General features: G+C 64.7%; 18 protein-coding genes. 8 read left to right on the forward strand and 10 right to left on the reverse strand.

Going from position 1 to position 22,366, the window contains the following annotated elements; genetic code table 11:
• The first annotated feature begins 155 nt into the window (after positions 1-155).
• The 3 genes from rpiA to F6X42_RS22560 all read left to right on the forward strand — a co-directional run bounded on the left by rpiA (position 156) and on the right by F6X42_RS22560 (position 3,352).
• Entirely contained in the window at positions 156-851 is a 696-nt protein-coding gene (gene rpiA / locus F6X42_RS22550; protein ID WP_187636318.1) for a ribose-5-phosphate isomerase RpiA, read from the forward strand.
• A gap of 352 nt (positions 852-1,203) precedes the next feature.
• A complete protein-coding gene (locus F6X42_RS22555; protein WP_187636319.1) occupies positions 1,204-2,433 on the forward strand; it encodes a glycosyltransferase family 4 protein in 1,230 nt (409 codons plus the stop codon).
• Positions 2,434-2,929: 496 nt separating this feature from the next.
• On the forward strand, positions 2,930-3,352 hold the full coding sequence (locus F6X42_RS22560; protein ID WP_187636320.1) for a helix-turn-helix domain-containing protein: 423 nt from the start codon (positions 2,930-2,932) through the stop codon (positions 3,350-3,352).
• Positions 3,353-3,518: 166 nt separating this feature from the next.
• Here F6X42_RS22560 and F6X42_RS22565 read toward each other — a convergent pair whose 3' ends face one another.
• The 7 genes from F6X42_RS22565 to F6X42_RS22595 form a co-directional block, all read right to left on the reverse strand.
• Positions 3,519-4,904, reverse strand: coding sequence for an undecaprenyl-phosphate glucose phosphotransferase (locus F6X42_RS22565; protein ID WP_187636321.1), 1,386 nt, complete (start codon positions 4,902-4,904; stop codon positions 3,519-3,521).
• A gap of 36 nt (positions 4,905-4,940) precedes the next feature.
• Complete coding sequence (locus F6X42_RS22570) at positions 4,941-5,675, reverse strand: Crp/Fnr family transcriptional regulator (protein WP_187636322.1); 735 nt, start codon at positions 5,673-5,675, stop codon at positions 4,941-4,943.
• Between the two features lie 628 nt (positions 5,676-6,303).
• Positions 6,304-8,958: a glycosyl hydrolase 2 galactose-binding domain-containing protein gene (locus F6X42_RS22575; protein WP_222945677.1), complete on the reverse strand. Its 2,655-nt coding sequence runs from the start codon at positions 8,956-8,958 to the stop codon at positions 6,304-6,306.
• A 50-nt stretch (positions 8,959-9,008) separates the two neighbouring features.
• The gene (locus F6X42_RS22580) at positions 9,009-10,082 is read right to left on the reverse strand and encodes a DUF1839 family protein (RefSeq protein WP_187636324.1); all 1,074 of its coding nucleotides are present in this window, start codon (positions 10,080-10,082) and stop codon (positions 9,009-9,011) included.
• Positions 10,079-11,152 (reverse strand): amino acid--[acyl-carrier-protein] ligase, encoded by a 1,074-nt coding sequence (locus F6X42_RS22585; protein ID WP_187636325.1) that lies wholly within the window; start codon positions 11,150-11,152, stop codon positions 10,079-10,081. The genes F6X42_RS22580 and F6X42_RS22585 overlap by 4 nt, the downstream gene beginning before the upstream one ends.
• Entirely contained in the window at positions 11,153-12,460 is a 1,308-nt protein-coding gene (locus F6X42_RS22590; RefSeq protein WP_187636326.1) for an acyl-CoA dehydrogenase family protein, read from the reverse strand.
• A complete protein-coding gene (locus tag F6X42_RS22595) occupies positions 12,457-12,708 on the reverse strand; it encodes an acyl carrier protein (RefSeq protein ID WP_187636327.1) in 252 nt (83 codons plus the stop codon). The genes F6X42_RS22590 and F6X42_RS22595 overlap by 4 nt, the downstream gene beginning before the upstream one ends.
• Positions 12,709-13,081: 373 nt before the next feature.
• Here F6X42_RS22595 and F6X42_RS22600 point away from each other — a divergent pair, with 373 nt between their 5' ends.
• A complete protein-coding gene (locus F6X42_RS22600; RefSeq protein ID WP_187636328.1) occupies positions 13,082-13,615 on the forward strand; it encodes a GNAT family N-acetyltransferase in 534 nt (177 codons plus the stop codon).
• Between the two features lie 18 nt (positions 13,616-13,633).
• On the opposite strand, the gene F6X42_RS22605 is transcribed toward F6X42_RS22600, so the two are convergent.
• Entirely contained in the window at positions 13,634-15,103 is a 1,470-nt protein-coding gene (locus F6X42_RS22605; protein WP_187636329.1) for an oligosaccharide flippase family protein, read from the reverse strand.
• Between the two features lie 320 nt (positions 15,104-15,423).
• On the opposite strand from F6X42_RS22605, the gene F6X42_RS22610 reads away from it, so the two are divergent.
• From F6X42_RS22610 to F6X42_RS22625, 4 genes are all read left to right on the forward strand, one after another.
• Positions 15,424-17,283 (forward strand): alpha/beta fold hydrolase, encoded by a 1,860-nt coding sequence (locus F6X42_RS22610; RefSeq protein ID WP_187636330.1) that lies wholly within the window; start codon positions 15,424-15,426, stop codon positions 17,281-17,283.
• A 14-nt stretch (positions 17,284-17,297) separates the two neighbouring features.
• Positions 17,298-18,344, forward strand: coding sequence for a mannose-1-phosphate guanylyltransferase (locus F6X42_RS22615; RefSeq protein ID WP_187636331.1), 1,047 nt, complete (start codon positions 17,298-17,300; stop codon positions 18,342-18,344).
• Between the two features lie 381 nt (positions 18,345-18,725).
• On the forward strand, positions 18,726-19,445 hold the full coding sequence (locus F6X42_RS22620) for a FadR/GntR family transcriptional regulator (protein WP_187636332.1): 720 nt from the start codon (positions 18,726-18,728) through the stop codon (positions 19,443-19,445).
• A gap of 102 nt (positions 19,446-19,547) precedes the next feature.
• Positions 19,548-20,594 carry a Gfo/Idh/MocA family protein gene (locus tag F6X42_RS22625; protein ID WP_222945678.1) on the forward strand — a complete coding sequence of 349 codons (1,047 nt, stop codon included), beginning with the start codon at positions 19,548-19,550 and terminating at the stop codon, positions 20,592-20,594.
• Between the two features lie 34 nt (positions 20,595-20,628).
• On the opposite strand, the gene F6X42_RS22630 is transcribed toward F6X42_RS22625, so the two are convergent.
• Both F6X42_RS22630 and F6X42_RS22635 read right to left on the reverse strand, forming a co-directional pair.
• On the reverse strand, positions 20,629-21,288 hold the full coding sequence (locus F6X42_RS22630; RefSeq protein ID WP_187636333.1) for an amino acid ABC transporter permease: 660 nt from the start codon (positions 21,286-21,288) through the stop codon (positions 20,629-20,631).
• A 184-nt stretch (positions 21,289-21,472) separates the two neighbouring features.
• Positions 21,473-22,267 (reverse strand): cystine ABC transporter substrate-binding protein, encoded by a 795-nt coding sequence (locus F6X42_RS22635; RefSeq protein ID WP_187636334.1) that lies wholly within the window; start codon positions 22,265-22,267, stop codon positions 21,473-21,475.
• Between the last annotated feature and the right edge of the window lie 99 nt (positions 22,268-22,366).

Genomic DNA, 22,366 nt, shown 5'->3' on the forward strand with positions numbered 1-22,366 from the left:
GGTACGAATTTTCGTCGATCATTTCACCAGGTACGATGTAAGTAATACGGCATTCCGTTGCTAGCGCGCTCCACGGCAAGCGGCTGGCCTCCGTCGAGCCTTCCCCGCGCCGCTCCGGTAAACTAGTGGTTTTTCACGCTTCTCCCGTCTCTCCCATGACCCAAGACGAACTCAAACAACTGGTCGGCCAGGCCGCCGCCGACTACGTGAACGCCAACGTGCCGCAAGGCTCGGTGATCGGCGTCGGCACGGGCTCCACCGCGAACTGCTTCATCGACGCGCTGGCCGCCACCAAATCCCGCTATCGCGGCGCGGTGTCGAGTTCGCTCGCCACCACCGCGCGCCTGCAATCGCACGGCTTCAAGGTGCTCGATTTGAATGAGATCGACTCGCTGCCGGTCTACGTCGATGGCGCCGACGAAATCGATCACAGCGGCGCGATGATCAAGGGCGGCGGCGGCGCGCTGACGCGCGAGAAGATCGTCGCGTCGGTGTCCGACGTGGTCGTCTGCATCGCGGATGCGAGCAAGGTCGTCGAGACGCTCGGCAATTTCCCGCTGCCGATCGAAATCGTGCCGATGGCGCGCACCGCGATCGGCCGCCGCGTGACGGCGCTCGGCGGCGTGCCCGTCGTGCGCGTGACGAAAGAGGGCGTGCCGTTCATCACCGACAACGGCAACGAGATCATCGACGCGAAGGGCTTGAGCATCAGCGACCCGCGCACGCTCGAGGCGCATATCAACGCATGGCCTGGCGTCGTCACGGTCGGCCTGTTCGCGGGTCGCGGCGCGAATCTGTGCCTGCTCGGCACGGACACCGGCGTGCAAACGATCACGTACGACCAGAACTAGGCGGACTGCATCTCTGTTCGCGCTGACGCGTGTGAGCCGTTCCAACGGCTCACACGCGTTTTTTATTGCGGCCGTGTCGCACGATCTCGGCGACACCGCCCGCCACGGCGGCATTCGCTCGTACCCGGCAAAAAACGCCTGACACCGTGCGCAGACAATTCAGCGCTGACGCCGCCGCACGACTTCGCCGCGCACGGTGCGGTGTCCGTGGTTTCACAGGGGCGAACGGACTGTCTGAACGACTCGCGTACTGTCGCACGTCGAATGTGGGCACGCGCACGCACAGCCAGCAGCGTGGCACATACACTGTTCTCTGAGGCCAGGTGGCGTATTGCGACAGATAGGACGGAATATGAAAGTGGCGATCGTGCACGATTGGCTGGTCGCTCCCGGCGGCGCCGAGAAAGTGCTTGAGCAGATCATCGAGTGCTTTCCCGACGCCGATGTTTTCAGCGTCGTCGATTTTCTGGAAGATCGCAAGCCGCTTGCCGGCAAGCCGGTCACCACGTCGTTCATTCAACGTCTGCCGTTTGCGCGCACTCGCTATCGCGCCTATTTGCCCTTGATGCCGCTTGCCGTGGAACGGTTCGATCTGTCGAGTTACGACCTGGTCATCACCAGTTCTTGCGCGGTCGCGAAGGGCGTGCTGGTCGGTCCTGATCAGACGCACATCAGTTACGTGCATTCGCTGATGCGGTATGCGTGGGATCTGCAGCATCAGTATCTGCGCGAAGCGAATCTGCTGCGCGGGCCGAAGTCGTGGGCCGCGCGCGTGTTGCTGCATTATCTGCGCGGCTGGGATGCGCAGTCCACGAATGGTGTCGATCGTCTGATCGCGAATTCACAATCGGTCGCGCGGCGCATGATGAAAACCTATCGGCGTGATGCCGCGGTGATTCCGCCGCCGGTCGATGTGAACGAATTCGAACTGCGCACCGAGAAAGACGATTTCTATCTGACCGTGTCGCGGATGGTGCCGCGCAAACGCATCGATCTGATCGTCGAGACGTTCAACGCGACCCCGCAGCGCAGACTGATCGTGATCGGCGAAGGGCCACAGATGGCGGCGCTTCGCGGGAAGGCCGGGCCGAACGTGACGATCCTTGGCTATCAGCCGTTCGGCATACTGAAGGACCATCTGGCGCGCGCGCGAGCCTTCGTGTGCGCGGCCGAGGAAGATTTCGGCATCGTGCCGCTCGAAGCGCAAGCCTGCGGCACGCCGGTCATTGCGTTCGGCAAGGGCGGGGCGCTCGAAACGGTGGTGCCGGTCGGCGACCCGCATCCGACCGGCGTCTTCTTCGCGCGCCAGACGGCCGTGTCGATGCTCGACGCGATCGACCGCTTCGAGCGGCTGAGCGCGTACATCACGCCAGCGGCATGTCGGGCGAACGCCGAGCGGTTTTCGGCTGCGGTATTCCGGCGCGCGTTCATGGCCGAGGTCACGCGCACGATCGCGGCGGGCGCTCAGGGTCTGCCGGCGATGGAACGCGGGGAGCAGGTGGAGCGGGCGGAGCCCGATCTCGCGATCCGGGAATTCGGCATGACCAGCGGCACTACGCCGAAAAGCAGGTGGAGGCACTGAGGTGAGAGTCTTTCGCTGTCCTCGCCTCGTGGGGTGTTCGATAGGAGAGCAAGAAGTTTTCGTCGTCATGCAGTGACTTCGCAACGGGCAGTAACGAGCCGTTCTGACCAACATGTGTCCGGGCGGCTATTGGTGTGGGCGCGTGCGTTGCGCGCTTTGTACCGGCTGCGCGTATCGCGTATCGCGCGATGCGCGCCGCCTGTGCAAGGCCAGCTGCGGCGCGCCATTGTCAAGCAGGCAGGGTTGGACTTCAAAAAACGACATCGGGGTGCGCGCCACGCGCTACGAGCGTGATATTCGCTGGCGCGGCATGCCTCGCGTGGCCATAACGACCTGAAGCAGACGTTCGCTCTCGTGACCGCTGAATTGCCTCACTGCGAAGTTCGCCGTGCGGGCAACCCGGCGTGCCACGGCGATTCACTACAACAGGCAGTCGTCATTCGCGCGTCATCGATTAACGTGCGGACGGCTTTTGGACGAGGACGAATTTAAACACATGAATGCCGATCGCCTTCCGGGACCCTTTCCCGACATCTCCGCAACCTGGGCTGCGCTGAAGAGCCAGTTGCCGATCACGCCGATTCGCACCGAAGAGGATTATCACCAGATGGTGCGCGTCGCAAACTCGCTGTCCGATCATCTAAGTGGCAACGACAGCGATCCGCTCGCCGATCTGCACGCGATCGTGACGGAACTGATCGGTCACTGGCAAGCGCGCAATCTGACGATTCCAAAAGCGGAGCCACGCGAGGTGCTGCGCCATCTGCTGACCGCGCATGGGCTCAAGCAGAAGGATCTGGCCGGCATCGCGTCGCCGACCGTGGTCAGCGATATTCTCGCGGGGCGCCGCGCGATCAGCAAGAAGGTCGCCAAGGCGCTCGCGGTGCGGTTTCAGACCGACGTCAGCGCGTTCCTGTAGAAGCGGCATCGCGCGCGGCGGACCCGTTCATGACAGGGTCCTGCGCGGCCGCTCATTTTGCGTCAACGACGGTGGCTGTCGATCGGGCTGCCGGAGTCGGCATTTCTATTTGCAGCGACGTGTGCAAGGTGTTCTTCTTCGGGTTCGGCTTGCCCTGATGGCATGCTCAGAACGCGTTGCGCCCGACGAAGCCCTTGAAAATCGTGATGAAGACGATCTTCATGTCGAACCAGAACGACCAGTTCTGGATATAGAAGAGATCGAACTTCACGCGCGCTTCCATCTTCTCGACCTTGGTGGTCGCGCCGCGATAGCCGTTGACCTGCGCCCAGCCGGTGATGCCGGGCTTGATGCGGTAACGGTGCATGTAGCCGTACACCTGGTCCTTGTACAGGTCGTCGTGTTCGACCGCATGAGGACGCGGACCCACCACCGACATCTGACCGAGCAGCACGTTCAGAAACTGCGGCAGTTCGTCGACACTCGTGCGGCGCATGAAGCTGCCGAGCTTCGTCACGCGCGAGTCGTTGCGGGTCGCCTGCGTGATCTGGCCGTGCTCTTCCTGGTGGACGGTCATCGAGCGGAACTTGTAGATGCCGAACGGCTGGCCGTCGACGCCCTTGCGGATCTGCCGGAAAAACACCGGCCCCGGCGAAGTGAGCTTGATGCCGATAGCGAGTACGACGAACACCGGCGCGAGCGCGACCAGCGCGAGCGCGGCGAACAGGCGGTCGAACATCAGCTTGGGCCACATTTGCGGCGGCGAGAACGGCGTCGCGCTCAGATTCAGCGTTGGCAAACCGACGACATCGACGATCGCATGATTGAACAGCGACAGACCGCGCACATCAGGAATGAAGCGCAGATTGATGAAGTCGTGTCTGAACGTGCGCGTGAAGCGGTAGATCGTGTGTTCCTCGGAAAGCGGCAACGCGAGCCACACTTCGTTCACGCGTTCATCGCGCACCTTCGTCGCGAACGCCTCCAGATCGGTCAGCACGGGTAGGCGGGTCAGGCGCGCGCCATACGCGTCGTGGCCTTGCACGCTGGTGTCGAACACGCACACCGGTTTGAAGCCGGCTTGCGGCGCATGCTCGAGATGCGCGAGCAGCGTGCGCGCAAAACCCGGTGCGCCGACGATCGCGACGGTGCGCGCGTTCATGCCGCGGCGACGCACGAAGCGCAGCACCACGTGGATGATGCAGCGGGTCGCGATGATCAGCGCCCCGGAGATCAGCGTCGAGTAACCGAGCCACAGGCGCGACACCGCATCCATCCGATGCAGCGTGAACGCGAGCAGGAGCGCGGTCGCGACCACCACGAGCCACGCCGCGGCGATTCTCGCGAGCACCGGCGCGAGCGCCTTGCCGCGCCAGGTCTCATAGACCCCGAAGCCCGGAAACAGCAACAGAACCAGTACACATTTGAACGCGATCAGAAGGCGCTCGGTATCGGCCAACGCGATTGGCGCAGAGAAGCGCATCCAGTGGGCGAGCAGACCGCCCGCAATCACGAAGAGTGCGTCGAGACATCGAGCAGTAATCCTGAACATTGGCAAATCGAACCCGGTCATCGAGCGCCGTGCCGCTTATTCGACGGTCTCGGCCTGGCGCAGTCGCGGCAGCAGACGATCGAATTCCCGCTTCACGAGACCGTAGCATTCGCACGCGCGGGCTTCGAGGCCCTTGCGGTCGAGCACCTTGATATGACCGCGGCTATGATGAATCAGGCCTTCGTCGTGCAGCTTGCCGGCCGCTTCGGTGATGCCTTCGCGGCGCACGCCGAGCATGTCGGCGATCAGCTGCTGCGTGACGGTCAGATCGTTCGATGCCACGCGGTCCACTTCGATCAGCAGCCAGCGGCACAGCTGCTTGTTGAGCGCGTGATGGCGATTGCACGCGGCGGTCTGTGCGACCTGGGTCAGAAGAGCGTGCATATACAGCAGCATCAGGCGGCGCAAAAAGTCGGAGCGTGCGAACTGTTGCTTGAGCGCCTGCGCGCTCATCCGGTAGGCGAAGCCGGCGCATTGCACCTGCACACGGTTGGGCATGGTTTCGCCGCCCGTGAGAACCGGCACGCCGGTCATGCCTTCGCGGCCGACCGCGGCGATCTCGACGGAACTGCCGTCTTCCATCGTCGAGAGCATCGAGACGATCGCGGTGGTGGGGAAGTACACGTGATGGATCCGTTGACCCGAGTCGCACAGCAGTTGCTCGGTGCGCAGATGAACCAGTTCGAGATGGGGTGCTAGCGCTTGCCATTCGTGCGACGGCAATGCGCCCAGCAGATGGTTACCGTGCAGATCGGATTGAAGTGTCAACATGATCGGTCCTCTCATGAAAGTCGCGCTTCGCGTGACTCTCTCCGTTTCTTTGATCCGATGCTGCATCCTCGGAACTGGTTGCCTCGCGACCAGTTGGGATGAACAGCGTCGGCCCCGTTTTAGGCCTGTCTGCCGCCGCCTCTGTTGTTGCGCTCGTGTGCGGTAGCACTCTGTTGCGCTTGGGTAATAGCGAGGACCGTGCCAACGTTAGGGAGAAGGCGTACTGGTGCGGCGCAGCGAAGAAACCCTTAGCGCGTCGCGAGGCGAAAAGCGGCTTTTTGTTTCAATTCTGTACACCGTCGCCGGATGGGGAGTGCATCGTATGAAAGCTTTGGCTTTCGGGGGAATCCCTTGATAGCTCGGGCCTCACGGGTAAAAACAGTCTGGCTGTCGAAGCTGTCGCAGATTTGAACCTGGCGCCGCATGCACGTTTTGAAGCACTCCTCGTGCAATGGCGAAAATGATTCAGAAGTGTTAAATGGAATACGTACGTTGTCGCACGCAACGCCTTTCAGATGCGCGAACAGTCGCGTTCGAGCCGACAGTGAGTGCTCCCGGCAGACAGTTCGAGACGTGCGAAGCGAGCTTTGACGGGCTTCGCGGGCATGCAACTAGTTCGGAATGACGACTAGCCGTAGAAGATGGCGGATAGCGCATTGATCGCGCGGACTTCGCCTTGGGGTGCCGCGCATGTTTCATCAACTATAAAGGCGACGTTTGATGCAGTTGCAACGACTTCTTGCGGCGTCGCCGCGAAAGCGGTCGGCCGCAGCGGTTCGAGCGCAAGAAGCGGCACGATGCAGCGCCGGTTGGGCGCGAGATGGAACCAGTCGCGCGCCGCGCGGTAGTGCGGATCAATGATATGAACGAAGCGCGCAAAGCGCTTCGCCTCGATCGCGAGTTGCCAGCCGTTGCCGTCGCCGCTACGTTCGACCTCGACCGTCATACCGAGGTCATCGCGCGCATGCACGCTACGCTCGGGCAGATGGAACGCTTCAGACACGATCTCGCCGCTCGCGGCATCGTATAGCGTTGCAATCGTGACATCGTGCGCGCGCGGACCGAAGCGGTACGCATGCGTGAAATCGAAGAACTGGCCCAGATGGGCGGCCGCGCTGATGCGTTGCAGGCTGCGCGGGGCAAGCGTCAGCGCGCGGCGCGCGGACGTCACCTTGACGCTGCCGTCGCGCAGACAGACCAGTTCGAGGTCGCCGCTAAACGTTTGCGCGCGCTCATTGATCAAATGAATGTCGAGGCCGTTCAGGCCTTCGTCGGTGAGCGTGACCTGCAATGGCTGCAGTGTCTGCGCGAAGCCGTGTAGCGCGCTTTTTGGCCGTCCAGTCACGTCGATCATGCCCCAGCCTGCGCCCGCGCGCAGATCCTGCAACTGCCACACGAGGCCGCCGCCGCACGCTGAGCCCGCGCGCCGCCATTCGGCGAAGACGTCGCCGATCAACTCGACGACCACCGCGCGCGACAGATCCAGATAACGCGCCGGGTCTTCATAGCGCAAGCGTGCCGGCTCGACGCCATAGAGCGTCTGCACATAATGGTCGCGCACGTCGTCGAAATCCCAGCCTGCGCCGGCGTCGCGCGGCACGGCGGCTTTCCAGCGCGGATCGTGCGTATGGATCGTGCCGAGCGCATCGTGCAGCGTCGCGTCGTCGGGGACGTTGGCGAACGCCAGACATTCGGCGGCGAAGCGGACCTGTGCGCGGCGCACGTCGGCGAGCGGGCGCTGATATGCGCCGACGCCGTAGTAATGCGTGACGCCCTCGTTAGTCGAAAATGGCCACGGTCCGCCCGATGGCGAATTGCTGACATAGGGGACGTCAGCGCGCTCGCGCGCGACGAGCGCGGGCAACAGCTCGGTAAACAACGGTTGCGCCCGCCGTGCCGCGGGCAGTCCGAACATCGCGGCCTGCTGGTCGACCTCGCTGCCGCCGCACAGCACCGCGAGCGACGCGAAGCGACGCGTGCGAGTCAGGAACTGGCTCGCTTCGCGTTCGATCAGTTCGCTGAACGCGGCATCGTTTGGATAGTCGAAATTCGCCAACGCGAAGTCCTGCCAGATCAGCAGGCCGTACTCGTCGGCGAGCGCATAGAACAGATCGGACTCATAGAGCATCGTGCCGCCAACGCGCAGCATGTTCATGCCCGCGGCGCGCGCAAGCTCGAACGTATGGCGCAATTGCGCCTCGGTGCCCGCGAGCGTGACGAGATCGGCGCTGGTCCAGCATGCGCCGCGGCAGAACACGGGCACTTCATTCACGCGCAGTGCGAAGTCCCCGCCATCGGCGCCACGGTCCACGTCGATCCGACGAAAGCCGATCGAGCCCAGAGAATGAGACATCGCGTCGCCGTCGGCGAGTTGCAACGTTAGAGGATATAAAGTGGGCTCTCCGTGCGTATGCGGCCACCAGCGTTTCGCGTGGGGCACGCGCACGTTGCCGGCGAGTGTATAGGCATCGCGCCATTGCAAGGACGAAACATGGTCGCCGCAAGACAGTGTCGCGCGGCTGACGGCGAGGTCGTGCGGGTGCACGAAACGTAACGTCAACGAAACAACCCCATCCTCGCGCTCGAGCCGGCTGCTCAGATCAATCGTGTCGAAGGCGTGCGGCGCGTCGCCGAGCATCTCGACCGGACGCCACGGCCCGACCGCCTGAATCGACGGACACCAACCGGGCATATGGCCGAGCAGCGTGGTGCGCACGTTGCGAAGCGTCGGTGGCGACACGAGCCGCGGCCGCCAGCGTGCGCGCGAGCGTTTGGCCGCCAACGCTGGCGTCAGCGAGCGAAAGTACAGCACGAGCGTTGCGCGGCCATCCAGCTCGATGTCCAGATCATGGGCGATGAACATCGATTCGGAATCGAGCCGCTTCGCATCGTCGAGCCACACTTGCGCGAGCGTCGCGAGTCCATGAAAACGCAAGCGGCGCCGCCCCGTGCCGATCAGCGTGACGCGATACCAGTGATCGTTGAACGCGAGCTGGGGCGGGTGATCGACGTCGAGCATTCCCGCGCCGCGCCGTGCGCTCGCGACGGTGCCGGGCACCTGCGCGGCGAGCCAGCCTTGCGCTGGCAGATCGGCTGGCGACTGATAGGCATGCGGCGGGGTGCTCAGACATGCCCAGCCGGTGTCGAGCCGTTGCGGCCATAGCGAGGGCGCGAAGATCGCAGTGCTTGCCTCGTGCGCTTGCGTGATCGCGCCAGCCGCGCGCGGACGGCCGGCGGCGCCCTCGTCAGCCGCCGGATCGAGTGTCGATACATCCACGGTCAATTCCCGGAAAAGCCGCGCGGCAGATGCGCGCGTATCAACGCATCAACGCTTTAGCGCACCAGAGCGGCTAGCGGCGGCAGCGTTTTTTCATAAGCGCTTTCGAGCACATCGAAGCAGTCTTCGCAGCTATCGCGACGGCCGCGCGCGATCGCGCGAATGAGCCGGAATTGCATCACCATCGACTCCGACGCGATGCGTTGCGCGGCGGCCGGTATCGTCGGCGGGATCTCGAAGCCCTGTGCGAACAGCCACTGCAGATACTTCGACAGGAACTCGAAGTTCGCGCCGAGCTGCCGCATCAGATTGAACGAGTACAGATGGAAGTACGCCTCGTCGCGATCGAACAGCGTGTCGAGATGCGCGGGAAACGCGGCACGCCATTGCGATATCGGATTGGTCAACGGGCGCCGTTCCAGGTGCGCGCACAGCAGTTCCGCCGACGCCTCCGCGAGCGCGGTGCCTTCAAGCGCGGGCCGCGCCTGCTTGGCGAACTCGACATAGGGAAACAGCAGATCGGGCTGCGCGGTGAAATGCGGCAGCTTGCGAAACACGCCATCGTAGTCGTCGCCCTCGAGCCGGTGATAGCCGGTGTTGTGGAAATAGCCGAGGCGGCGCGCGGCGGTGTCGACGAAGTCGATGCCGATCGTAGTCTTCGGATGCTCACTGCGATACGAGGTCGCGCGCGTATCGGGCAGGTAGTAGCCGTCCACTTCGACGAGTACGGTGTGTCCGCGCAGCGTCTGCGCGAGCACGCGTTGTTCGAGCGAGTCGTAGATCGCGAGCTCTTGCACCTGGATGCCATACAGGCGTCCGAGATCTTCGAGCGGAAACTTGAAGAACGTGAACTGATCGCCTTCGAAATCCTGCGTGACCGTAAACGCGAGCGCCGCGCGCGGATCGAGCCCGAAGCCGTGCAGCAGCTCGATCCACAGATCGACATAGCAGTTGGTCTCCTGCCACACGCGGTCGCCCTGATGCAGCGCGTGCGCTACATGCTCGCGCAACTGCGTGCCGGCGCGGGGCGCCGCGCCGGTCTGCTGGTCGATCGGCAGATCGCCCGCGCGTCGCGACAGGGACGGGTTGGCGAGCGCGCCGTCAAGCGCCGGGGTCGGCGATGGGGTCATGCGCGCTCCCCGGCGACGGCTGCCGTTGGCGTCGATTGCGCCGCCTGCAACGCATCCGCGACGCGGGTGTCGGTATCGCCCCACAGCAGCGCGCGCACGTCGTCGGGCCACGCGTTGACGTCGAGCCCATGATGACGGAACAGCGCGAGCGTGATGCGTTCCATGCCGAAGCCGACGCAGCCCGTATGCGCGGTCGCGCCGTCTTCGGAGGCGATCTTCCAGATCGCGCCGAAGTGGTCCATGTGATAGTTGAACGACAGGCAGGCCGTCTTGCCGCGCGGATCGGCGACCGCGATCAGCAACTCGAACTTGAGCGCCTGCGAGCGCTGGCTATCGGCGACGATCTTGCCGCCGCGGCCGAAGAACGGATCGTTCGCGAGATCGACTTCGACCGGCAAGCGCAGCAGCTTCACGAGCAGCGAGCCGCGCTCGATCCACATCTGGCGGAACGCCATCACCTGCTCGGGGCTGCCGAGGCGCACGTACTCCCGTTGGCGGAACATCTGCATGCGCCCCGGATCGAGCGACGGCTCATGGCGGAAACAGTACGACAGCACGTCGACCGTGCGGCCGCCGGCGGGCAGGGGGCCGCGCCGCGCCATCACCGGATAGATCGGATAGCAGGCGGCCGGCGTCAGCACGACGCGCGTCGGTTTCTGTTGCGCGAGCCATGCGTCGCTGCGATCGTCGTTGCTGTCGGCCATCGCATCGTCGAGCGCGCGCAGCAGACGGTGGTGGCCCATGTCGTTGCCGCAAAACGAATGGATGGTGCCCGCGAGATTTGGAAAGCTCTTCAGGTACTCGCTATCTTCGAAGTCGGTGCGGCGCATCGCGGGCGGAAAACGCAATACTTCGGGAAGCTGATCTTTTCCCAGCTGCGTAATCGCCGCGTTCAGACGGTCGATCACGTCCTCGAAAATCTGGCTGCGGCCATACAGCCCGTTTTCACCGGTATCGATCAGCAGGCCGGCGGCCAGCATCTCGTCGCGCAGCGTGAGCGACGGCCCCAAGTCAGCGGTGGCGGCCGCGGCGACAGCGGCGCGAGCGGCGGTATCGGTCATCAGCTTCATTCAGGGTCTCCCCGGCGCGGCAGGACGTTGTGCGAGCAGCAGACTCGCGATGTTCTGCGCGATCCGGTCGTTATTGATCATCAGCGGCGCCGAGTGCAGGTCGCGCAGATGGCGGCCGACGCTATAGGGCGTGCCGTTCTTGTAGCCCGCCATGCCGCAGATCATCAGCACCTGCTGAACGACCTGTAGCGCGGTGGCCGAGATGCTGGTCTTCAGCGTGTTCATGTCCGACGCGAAACCGAGCATCGCCGCGAGCGGGGCGTCCGCGGGCGTCGCGCCATTGCGTGCCTGATGCGCGGCGCGCGCGGCGTCTAGCGCGACCGACAGACGCGCCTGCATCATCTGCAGCAGGCCGACCGCTTCAGCGAGCCGCAGGCCCGCCGGCGGCATCGTGCCGGGCTTCGCGCGCGCCTGCGCGCGGAAGAACGCCTTGGCGCGATTGACCGCGTCGATCGCGATGCCGGTCCACACCGACGCCCACAGCGTGTGCGACACGGGCAGCATGGTCTGATCGGCGATGTCGGCGAACGGTGTCGCGAGGATCTGTTCGGCCAGTCCCGTCGCGACGAGCCGGAAACCCTCGCTGCAGGTGCCGCGCATGCCCATCGCGTCCCAGCCGCCGCGCCGCTCGAGCTGCGTATCGGCGCGCAGCGCGACGATCAGCAGCTGGTCGGACGCGGCCGCGTCGGCGGTGCGTCGCGCGGTCACGAGAATGCCGTCGGCGTGCGCGCCATACGAGATCGTCGGGGCCAGCTTTTCGATCCGGAAGCGCGCGCCATCGAGCTCGACTGAACACGCGCTCGTGCGCATATTGCCGCCGATCGTCTCTTCCGACGTCGCCGACGCGAGCAGCCATTGCTGCTCGGCCAGCTGCGCGAGCAGGCGCGCTTGCCAGGCCGAAGCGCCGCGATGCGAGTCGATGCACGCGACCTGGATCTGATGCATCGCATAGATCATTGCCGTCGATGCGCAGCCCTGCGCGAGCGTTTCGCAGATCGTGCCGATCTCGGCAAGCGACAGGCCTGCGCCACCGTAAGCGGTCGGCACCATCGCCGACAGCAAACGCTCGCCCTTGAGCGCGTCGAACGCCTCGACTGGGAAGCGCGCCTCGCGGTCCACGGCATCCGCATGCTGCGCGGCGATCGCCGCGCAACGATGCGCTGCAGCATGCCATTCGGGACCGGTCGCGAGCGCGGTCAGCGCCACGGTGGCAGCGGGCTGGCCATCGCCGGTCGGTGCGTCGGTAGTCGTATTCGCGGCCGCTCCGGAGGCCGCCGCGGCGGCCTGATCCAGCAGCGAAGCACTCATGCTGCCGCCTTGGCCTGCTGCAACTCGGTCATCGCGGCGGCCATCGAGTCGATGCTCGAGAACAGCCGGCGCGTCAACATACGGTCAGGTATTTCGACGTTGAATTCGTCTTCCATGGCAAGCATCAGATGCACGGTCGCGAGCGATGAGAGTCCGGCAGCATAGAGGTCGGCGTCGTCGGCAAGGCTATCCACCGGAACGTCCAGGCGTGCGGATTCGGAAAGGATGCGTCTCAAAGCAGTCTTCATGCAGTGTTCCCCCTTATGGTCAAAAGGTCTGCCGATGGGTGCCGCGATCGAACGATCGTCGGCGCCTGGTTTTCGTATGTAAGGTACTGGCGGTGAGATGACCGCGGCGCGCGCGTGCGCGATGTTGCAGTGCCGTGATGCAGGTGGATGTCTGTCAAGCCGTCTGCGATAACGGGCGCACTGGGTGAGTGATGCGCTTCATTGACTCGTATTTAAGAATTGTCAAGCCCGAGCGTCAGTGCGATGGCGCACGGAAGCACATCTTTCGCGCACGTACCGTGTAACCCATGATGAGGGACCGTGATGGATCGACCTGCCGTCACGCGCGGCAAGCATCGCCGGTTCCGTCGAAATCTTGTCCACCGGGGGCGTGATGAATTGGAAAACGCTGGAGTTCGATCAGCTATCCGCACGTGAGTTGTATGTCGTGCTGCGTGCGCGCAGCGCGGTATTCGTCGTCGAGCAGTCGCATGTGTGTCTCGACCCGGACGGCCGCGACGAGCAGGCCTTGCATGTTTTCGCGGTCGAGGACATGGCGCGGCCGATGCCGGTGCTCGCCTATGCGCGGGTGCAGCCCGGCGATTCCGAAGATCCGGAAGTCACGATCGACAAGGTGCTGACGAGCCCGCTGCGGCGCGGCGATGGTACCGCCGAAATGCTGATCGAGCGCGTGCTCGAAGCGGCCGTCGAACGCTGGCCGGGCCGCGCCACGCGCGTGAGCGCACCGCTTGACTTGCGCGGGTTCTACGAGCAGTTCGGTTTTCGTAAGACGGAGGGGCCGTACCTCGAACACGGCGTACCGTTCATCGGTCTCACGCGTCAGTTGCGCGGCGCTGCGGCGCGCTTCGGTTCACGGCGCCGCGAACGCGGCGACGCATCGTTCGTCGATACGTTCGAGCTGTTGTGATGCCGCGCGCGCCGCGGCTCAGCCTCGCGCCCGTCCGGACGACGGCACGACACGCAGCCAGAGCCTGTAAAGCGCGACGCGCAGCTCGCTCGATCCATGCAGCGACATGCCGAAGTTCGCTGCGCTCAACACGAGCGCGACGACGATCGCCGGCAGCAATGCGCTGATCGAGTCCGCTAGCGCAAGCGCGACCAGCAGAAACGTCAGATGCGCGAGCAGGTTGCGCACGATCGTCCACGCATGCAGCCGTGAAAACGCGAGCAACACTGAATAATCCAATAGCGCTTTCAGCACGACGACGACCGCCGCGCCCATGATCCCGAACCAGTGGATGCCGCACCACAACGCGCCGGTGAAGAACGGCAACTGCAGCCAGCTGACGCTCGCCACCGCCGCCGGATGAGTCTGCGCCTGCAACAGGCTGCCGAGGATGCTCGACTGGCCGCTCAGCCACACGCCGAGGATCAGCACGCTGGCGACCGGCGCCGAGGCAGCGAGCTGCGCTCCGAGCCACAGCAGCAGGAACGGCTTCAGCGCGAACAGCGCGACGATCACGCACGGTGTAAAAGCCCCGTTGAGAAACGCGAGCGCGTGGTGCGCGAGCGCGTCCGCATCCTCGCGCGACGCCGCCGACAGCCGCGGAAACAGGGTTCGCACGATCGCGAGCGGCAGCAGGTTCAATCGATTGATCAGGTTTTGCGGCGTCGCGTAGTAGGTGACGAAGCGCGCGCCGAGCAGCCCGCCGACGAACACGCGGTCGAGCGTCGACGCGATCATGTTGGCGCCGGAAAACATCAGCAGCCAGCGGCCGTAGCGGAACAGCCCGAGCATCAGGTGCCATTGCGGCATGCGCATCCGGCGAATGCCGAGCGCGCGAATCGCGGCCACGCCGAGCAACAGACCCGCGACGAGACGCGCGATCACGGCGGCCGGAATCACGATCGCGAGCGACGGCGAAAAGCAGAAGATCGCCGCGATCGGCAGCAACTGGAATAGCGCGGTGCCGAGCGTCTGGTTGATGTTGTAGCTCCGGAAGCACTCGACGCCGGTGATCGCGCCCGCGAACACCCAGGTGACGTTCGCGATCGGCACGGCGACCGCGATCCACGGCAGGCTCGCCATCACTTCATGCTGGAACGTCGGCTCGATTTTTACGCCGTAGGTGATGTAGACGATGGTGCCGGCATAAATCAGTGCGCCGCCGATGATGCCGGTGCCGAGATTCATAAACCACGCGCTCCAGAAAATCGGTTCGATCGAATCGTCGTTGGCCGCGCGAGCCTTGGCGATCTGGTTTTCCGTCGCGAGACTGGTGCCCAGATCGAGGACGCTGAAGTAGCCGATCAGCGCCCACACCAGATTGATCACCCCATAACGCTCGGCACCCAGCAGATGAATGTAGGTGGGCACGGTCACGAGGGAAACGAAGGTCGGCGCGACGGCTCCGGCAAAGTTGATAACGATGTTCCTGACGATGCTTCTTTCCATGTTCCATTGTCCGGCCGTTGAGGGGCGAGCCTATCGTGTGATTTTTTCGTCGGCGCTGTCGCTGGACAGCGGCCCCTTCGCGCGGACTCGGGCGGCGGCATCAATGCGTCGCAGGTCTTGCATCTTGCCCCCAGGTGCCGCGTGACTGTGTGGGTGGCCGTACAGATAGCCGCGATCAGGCGGGGGTTAAATGTCAAAGGTCATCGGGTAGCGCGGTGGTTGGCCGCGAGGAGTCCAGACCAACGTGGCGGGGCGCACATAATGGCTAGAGCGATTTTTGTTGTAATTGCCTGAAAGAAAGATCCCGTAAGGAGCGGACTGTGAGACCGATCGTCTTCGACGGCAAATTCGGCTGGTTGCATTCAGCCCACGGCCCGGATGGCGTTGTGATGTGTTCCCCGTTTGGCTACGACTCGCTGTGCACGTATCGCGGCATGCGCCGGCTCGCCGAGCACCTCGCCGCGCGCGGCATGCCGGTGTTGCGCTTCGACTACCCGGCGACCGGTGATTCAGCCGGCGATCCGAACGACCTCGGCCTGTGGCGCGCATGGATCGACAGCGTCAAACAGGCGGTCGCGCTACTGCGCGCAGCGACCGGCGTCGAGCGTGTCAGCCTGTGCGGTCTGCGTCTTGGCGGCATGCTGGCCGCGCTTGCCGCGCAGGAACTCGGCGATGTGCACGGTCTCGTGCTGATGTCGCCGGTGCTGTCGGGCAAGACTTACCAGCGCGAATTGCGCGCGCATTACCGGCAGTGGCTGAAGTTGCCCGAGGCGATGGATTGCGTCGCCGAGCCCGATACCGGGGAGTTCATCGAAGCCTATGGTTTCCGGATGTATCGCGACACGCTCGACAGCCTGCGCACGGTCGATTTATCGCGAGACACGACGCGGCCCGCGGCGCGCGTGCTGCTGCTGGATTCGCTCGACCCCGCGCGGGTCGATGCGCTCGCCGCGCATTACACGGAACATGGCGTCGACGTGGAGCGTCAGTCGTTCGACGAATACGGCCGCTTCATGATGGAGGCACTTCAGAGCGAGATACCACACGCCGCGTTCGAATCGATCGAGAACTGGCTCGTGGCGGGCGGTGCGCGGCCTCGAAGCACGGCGAGCGTGCCCCAGCGAGGCGAAGAGCCGGCGGGCGGCCATTATGTCTCGCCGGGCCTGCACGAAACGCCGGTGTGGCTGAACGACGGCAAGGTGTTCGGCATCTACTGCCTGCCCGACGGCGCCGCGGCGGCAAGCGCGCCGGCGGTGCTGCTGCTCAATACAGGCGCGGTATCGCGGATCGGCAATGGGCGCTTCGGCGTGCATTTCGCGCGGCGCCTCGCGCGCCTGGGCATCGCGTCGCTGCGCATCGACGTCGGCGGTGTCGGCGACAGCATGCCGTCGTGCGACACGCTGAGTCTCGACGCGCTGTACTCGCAGTCGAGCGCCGCCGATGCCGCGTGCGCATCGCGCTGGCTCGCCGCGCGCGGTCATGCGGGCGCGCTGCTGCTTGGCATCTGCTCGGGCGCGTACACCGGCCTGCATGCTGCGACGCGCGAACCGGCGGTGGTGGGCGCGGTGATCGTCAACGTGCAGAAGTTCAGATGGCATAACGTCTGCGACGAACACGGCAAGCCGATGATTCCGGTGTCCGCGTTCGGTTCGACGCGCAACTACATGCGCTCGATGAAGCGGCCGGGCAAATGGCTGCGCGTGCTCAAGGGCGATACGGGCGGCTGGGGCATCGTGCGCGAGCTGGTGGTGCGCCAGCTCGCACGGACCGGCGAAACGCTGGCGGACCGGATCGAGCAGCTGTGCGGCCTCGAGTTCGGCGCGCGTGACGAGCGGCACCTGTTCACCAACCTCGATGAGCGAGGCGTCGACACGCACCTGGTATTCGGTGTGCTCGACGAAGGCGTCGAGGAGCTCGAGCGCTACTTCGGCGCGCGCGGCGCGCGGCTCGCGCGCTTCATGCGCATTCACGTGGCCTTCTGCAAGCACACGGATCACGCGATCCTGTCGTCGGTGGCGCAGCAAAACATCATGTCCTACGTCGAGAACGTCTATCGCGACGGCTTCACGAAGCTGCGTCTGCCCGACAGCGCGACGCTCGACGTTGAGCTGCACAGGACGCACCCGGAGCATGAAGAACACCGCGGCGCGGGTGCGTTGCGTCCGTTCGGAGAAGCATAGGGAGCGCGCGCGAAATGAACCGCATCGTTGAGCCGGGTAATCCGCTCGCGCCGCAGGCCGGGACCGCCGCCGCGCTGCACGAACTGACCGTGCAACCGGTGATTCTCGCCGGCGGCTGCGGTACGACGCTGTGGCCGCTGTCGCGCGAACGCAATCGGAAGCAGCCGATCGGGCTGATGGGCGATCAATCGTTGCTCGAAGCGACGCTGCGCCGGCTCGACGACGCATTCGACCCGGCCGCGCATGACGCGGCGCGCGCCACGCCGCCCGCCGTGCCGCTGGTGGTTTGCACCGAGGAACTGCGGCTGCCGACGCTCGAGCGCGTCGAGCTGTACCGCAAGCCGGTGCGCATGCTGCTCGAACCGGTGGCGCGCAACACCGCGCCGGCGCTGAGCGTCGCGGCGCTCGCCGCGCGCGCGTCGGCCGCGGCCGGCGACGATCCGATCCTCGTCGCGCTTTCCGCCGATCATCTGGTCGCCGATCACGCAGCGTTCGGCGCGGCGCTCAACGAGGCGCTCACGCACGCGTCGCGCGGCGCGATCGTCACGCTCGGCGTGCCGCCGCAGCGCGCGGCGACCGGCTACGGCTATATCCGCACGGCCGCGGCGTTGGGCAAGCGGGGCGCGCGGGCGATCGAGCGCTTCGTCGAAAAGCCCGATGCCGAACTGGCCGAGCGTTACTTCGCGTCGGGCGAATACTGGTGGAACAGCGGCATGTTCGTGGTGCGCGCGTCGGTGTGGCTCGACGCGATCGGCCTGTGCCGTCCGCTGATCGCCGCGGCCTGCAAGGACGCATTCGCGGGCGCCAGCGTCGACGACACCGGCGCGTTGCATGTCGCGCGCGACGCGTTCGCCGCGTGTCCGTCCGACTCGGTCGATTCCGCGGTGATGCAGCACATCGGCACCGACGCGCGTCTCGTCGGCGTGACGGTGCCGCTCGACGCGGGCTGGTCGAACGTCGGCGCGTGGGACTCGGTGTGGGATGCGTCGACCAACCCGTCGACGTTCATTCCGCTCGGCGTCGCGCATCGGCTCGACAGTCCTGGCAAGACGCCGCTGTAAATCATCGAGGTGCAGTCGGGCGGTTATCCCGGCGAAGACGACACCGTGCGTTTCGACGATTTCGTTCGCTGGAACACGCAGGCGTCTGACCGCGTCCGCGCAAATCAGACAATTTCATCTCACCAACGTGCGAATGCGCACGAATTAAACCCCACAACGCAGGCACGCTTTGACGGGCGAGCTTTGTGCCTGGCGAAACAGATCGCGTTACACGAAAGAAACAAATCTTCAGAGGGATAACCCTGTCAGGAAGTGTCCCACTGGCGCATCGGTTTCGAAGCTAGCAACGTATCGGAAAACGATCCTATTTGCATAACAACGATACGTACGGGCCCTTCATTAACAGGCCACGCGGGGTCAACACCGCTTCGGGGATATGTCATGGAACACGCAAACAAGGATCGCTCGCTAGTGAGCAAAGTCATGGACGGGCTCGTCAGCGGCATCGTCGAGGAGAAGTACGGCGCGATACTGCCGCCGCAGGATGTGCTGTCGAAGGAATTCGACGTGAGCCGCACCGTGATGCGCGAGGCGCTGTCGATGCTGCTCGCGCGCGACATGCTCGACGTGCGGCCGAAGATCGGCACGCGCATCCGGCCGATGAGCGACTGGCGCATGATCGACGAGGACGTCGTCAACTGGCGTTTTCGCGCGAAGCCCGATCCGATGTTTCTGCGTGACGTCATCGAGTTTCGCATGCTGATCGAACCGCGCGCGTCGGCGCAGGCGGCGGCGCGCGGCAATGCCGCGGACGTCGCGGCGATTCGCGAGGCGTTCGAGGCGTTTCGCGTGATCCGTCCGGCCGAAGCCGGCTATCAGGAAGCCGACGAGCTGTTCCATACGCGTGTCGTGATCGCGAGCGGCAATCAGTTCTTCAAGCAGATGGCGGCGATCATTCGCGGCGCGCTGTCGACCGTCAATCCGATCGTGCACGACCGGGAAGGGCTGTGGGAGACTGCGATCGCATCACATCAGCGCGTCGTCGAGGCGATCGAGCGGCGTGATCCGAAAGAGGCCGAGATCGCTGCGCTCGCGATGATCGATTACTCCGCCGAGGACCTCGGCGGCCGGTTTTCCGCCGAGCCGCCTGCGCGGGTGTGAATGCGGGTGTAAGTGCGGCGGTGAGCACGGGCTGAGCGTATCGGTGAGCGTCATCGGCGACAATAGCGGCTGTTTCGAACCGCATGGACCCTTGCACACACGATGACAGATACCACAGCGGCAGCGCACGCTGCCACCGCCGGCCCGAGCCATCAGGCAGCGCAGCACCCCACTTCATCGCGCGAGATCCGCTGGGGGATCGTCGGCACCGGCCGGATTGCGCGCCGCTTCGCGCAAGGGCTCGCCTACGTGCCGCGGACGCGTCTCGCCGCGCTGTGGTCGCGTCGCGTGGAACCGGCGCGGGCGTTCGCCGACGAATTCGGCGGCGCCGTGTGCGGCAGTTTCGACGCGCTGCTCGCGAGCGGCATCGACGCGCTCTACATCGCGACGCTGCAGGACAGCCACGCCGACTACGCGATCGCCGCCATGCAAGCCGGGCTGCACGTGCTGTGCGAAAAGCCCGCGTGCATCAATGGTCCGCAGCTCGAGCGCGTGCTCGAAGCCGCGCGCGCTTCTCAACGGCTCTTCATGGAAGCGATGAAGCCGCCGTTCTATCCGCTCTATACCCGCTTGCGCGAGCACCTCGCGGCCGAGCCGATCGGCGAGGTCGGCCTCGTGCGCGCGGGCTGCTCGGTGCCGGGTGTGCCGGACGATCATCCGTCGCTGTCGTTCGAGCATGCGGGCGGCGCGTTGCTCGATATCGGCATCTACGAGATGTTTCTCGCGGTGGACTGGCTCGGCGCGCCGCGCGACGTGCAGACCTTCGGCCGGCTTGGCGCGACCGGCGTCGATACGTTCGCGAGTCTGAACAGCCAGCATGAGCGCGGCGGGATCGCGCAGCTATTCTGCGGGCTCGATCTGCATGGCAAGGGCGATGCGCTGCTGATGGCCAAAGGCGGCCACGTGACGCTGCATGAGCCGTGGTGGAATCCGTCGCGCGCGACGATCCGTTACGCGGATGGCCGCGTAGTCGAACTCGACGAGCCGTTCGAAGGCGGTGGTTTGAACTACGAGACCGCGCACTTTTGCGAGCTGATTCGCGCGGGTGTGCTGGAGAGTCCGCTGATGCCGCACGATACGTCGCGACAGATGATCGCGATGGCCGACGCGGCGCGCGCAGCGCTCGGACTCAGGTTCGCCGCAGAATGAGCCGCTGCGGTGAACCACAACGCGCGGGCGGCGCTCAGTGCCGCGTCGGCAGCGACAGACGCCGTTCGTACCAGCGCTGCGCCCACTCGAGCACCTGGCACAGCACCCAGTACACGGCCGCGGCAGCAAGATAAAGCGGCAGCGGCTGATAGGTCGACGCGATCATTTCCTGCGCGCTGCGCAGCAACTCGGTCACCGTGATCACGGACACGAGCGAGGTGTCCTTGATCAGGCTGATCAGGCTGTTTGACAGACTCGGCACCGCGATGCGCAGCGCCTGCGGCGCGATCACGTAGCGCAGCGTCTGACGCCGCGACAGCCCGAGGCTGTACGAGGCGAGCCACTGGCCCTGGTGGATGCCCAGAATCGCGCCGCGCATGCTCTCGGACAAATACGCGGCGACGTTCGCCGACAGCGCGATCACGCCGGCCGGTGTCGGATCGAGTGATATGCCGAAGCTCGGCAGACCGTAATAAATCACGAAGATCTGCACGAGCAGCGGCGTGCCGCGCATCACGCTCACATAGACTCGCGCAATCCAGTTCAGCGGACGGCTGTGGCTGATGCCCATCAGTGCGAGCACGGCGCCGCCGATCAGGCCGAAGATCATCGACAGGATCGCGAACTTGATCGTCAGCAGCGCGCCTTGTGCGAGCACCGGCAGCGATTGGAGCAGCAGGGATGTGATGGACATGGGCAGTGTTCTTATTGGCGCACAAAGCGCACATCATAAACTTTGGCGCGCATTAAGGCGCGGGTCGCTCGATGCGGCTTGGGGTATACGCGACGAGCGGTTCGGGTCCTGGGCCTCGCGCTGCGCCAAAAACGCGAAGGGCGGCATCGAGCACGATGCCGCCCTTCGTTTCACTCCACGCGCGTTACTTGATCGGCTTGCTGACGTCGATGCCGAACCACTTATCCGAGATCTTCGTGAAGGTGCCGTCCGCTTCGAGCTGGGTCATCGCGTCGTCGATCGCCTGCGCGAACTTAGGGTTGCCCTTCCTGAACGGAATGCCCGACGGGTTGCCCGGACCGACGTTCGCGCCGGTGCGCAGCGGCAGGTTCGAGTTCTTCAGCAGGTACGCGAGCATCAGCCGGTCGTTCAACGCCGCGTCGAGCCGGCCGGCGGCCAGATCACGCAAGTATTCGGGTGCGCCCGGGTAGGTCTTCACGTCGATGCCCGGCACTGCTTTCGCCATGTCCATGTAGTTCGTGCCGAGACCGACGCCGAGCTTCTTGCCCTTCAGGTCTTCGAGCGAGTTGAACTGGCGCGTGTCGTTCTTGCGCTGGATCAGCTGTGCGGCCGAGTACGTGTACGGCTGCGAGAAGTCGAGCGTTTGCTTGCGCGCGTCGGTGATGCCGACCTGGTTGACGATCACGTCGAACTTGCCCGCCTGCAGACCGGCGATGATGCCGCTCCACTCGGTCGTGACGAACTCCGGCTTCACGCCGAGTTTGGCCGCGACCGCCTTGGCGATGTCGACGTCATAGCCGATCAGCTCGCCCGACGGCGCTTTCGAGTTGAACGGCGGGAAGGTCCCTTCGAGACCGATGCGCAGCGTGTCGCGTTGCTTGACCTGGTCGAGCAGGTCTTCCGCGTGCGCGGCAACGGCGGTCAACGACGCGCCGATCAGCGCGGTGGCGAGGAGCTTTTTCAGCAGGCCAAATTTCATCGTGTTCCTTTTCGTACGTCTGACGTTTTGACGGTCGAGAGCATAGCAAGCGAGACTATCGCAATCTAAATACCGTTTGTTTATGTCTATATACGCCGG

This window comes from Paraburkholderia podalyriae (genome assembly GCF_014397785.1).
GTDB lineage: Bacteria > Pseudomonadota > Gammaproteobacteria > Burkholderiales > Burkholderiaceae > Paraburkholderia > Paraburkholderia podalyriae.

Bases quoted from the DNA above. Each gene is read 5' to 3' on its own strand.
- F6X42_RS22625 (WP_222945678.1), top strand. From the start codon at position 19,548: ATGACAGATACCACAGCGGCAGCGCACGCTGCCACCGCCGGCCCGAGC.
- F6X42_RS22565 (WP_187636321.1), bottom strand. From the start codon at position 4,904: ATGTTCAGGATTACTGCTCGATGTCTCGACGCACTCTTCGTGATTGCG.
- F6X42_RS22570 (WP_187636322.1), bottom strand. From the start codon at position 5,675: ATGTTGACACTTCAATCCGATCTGCACGGTAACCATCTGCTGGGCGCA.
- F6X42_RS22590 (WP_187636326.1), bottom strand. From the start codon at position 12,460: ATGAGTGCTTCGCTGCTGGATCAGGCCGCCGCGGCGGCCTCCGGAGCG.
- F6X42_RS22605 (WP_187636329.1), bottom strand. From the start codon at position 15,103: ATGGAAAGAAGCATCGTCAGGAACATCGTTATCAACTTTGCCGGAGCC.
- F6X42_RS22600 (WP_187636328.1), top strand. From the start codon at position 13,082: ATGAATTGGAAAACGCTGGAGTTCGATCAGCTATCCGCACGTGAGTTG.
- F6X42_RS22620 (WP_187636332.1), top strand. From the start codon at position 18,726: ATGGAACACGCAAACAAGGATCGCTCGCTAGTGAGCAAAGTCATGGAC.
- F6X42_RS22585 (WP_187636325.1), bottom strand. From the start codon at position 11,152: ATGAAGCTGATGACCGATACCGCCGCTCGCGCCGCTGTCGCCGCGGCC.
- rpiA (WP_187636318.1), top strand. From the start codon at position 156: ATGACCCAAGACGAACTCAAACAACTGGTCGGCCAGGCCGCCGCCGAC.
- F6X42_RS22560 (WP_187636320.1), top strand. From the start codon at position 2,930: ATGAATGCCGATCGCCTTCCGGGACCCTTTCCCGACATCTCCGCAACC.
- F6X42_RS22595 (WP_187636327.1), bottom strand. From the start codon at position 12,708: ATGAAGACTGCTTTGAGACGCATCCTTTCCGAATCCGCACGCCTGGAC.
- F6X42_RS22615 (WP_187636331.1), top strand. From the start codon at position 17,298: ATGAACCGCATCGTTGAGCCGGGTAATCCGCTCGCGCCGCAGGCCGGG.
- F6X42_RS22635 (WP_187636334.1), bottom strand. From the start codon at position 22,267: ATGAAATTTGGCCTGCTGAAAAAGCTCCTCGCCACCGCGCTGATCGGC.
- F6X42_RS22580 (WP_187636324.1), bottom strand. From the start codon at position 10,082: ATGACCCCATCGCCGACCCCGGCGCTTGACGGCGCGCTCGCCAACCCG.
- F6X42_RS22630 (WP_187636333.1), bottom strand. From the start codon at position 21,288: ATGTCCATCACATCCCTGCTGCTCCAATCGCTGCCGGTGCTCGCACAA.
- F6X42_RS22555 (WP_187636319.1), top strand. From the start codon at position 1,204: ATGAAAGTGGCGATCGTGCACGATTGGCTGGTCGCTCCCGGCGGCGCC.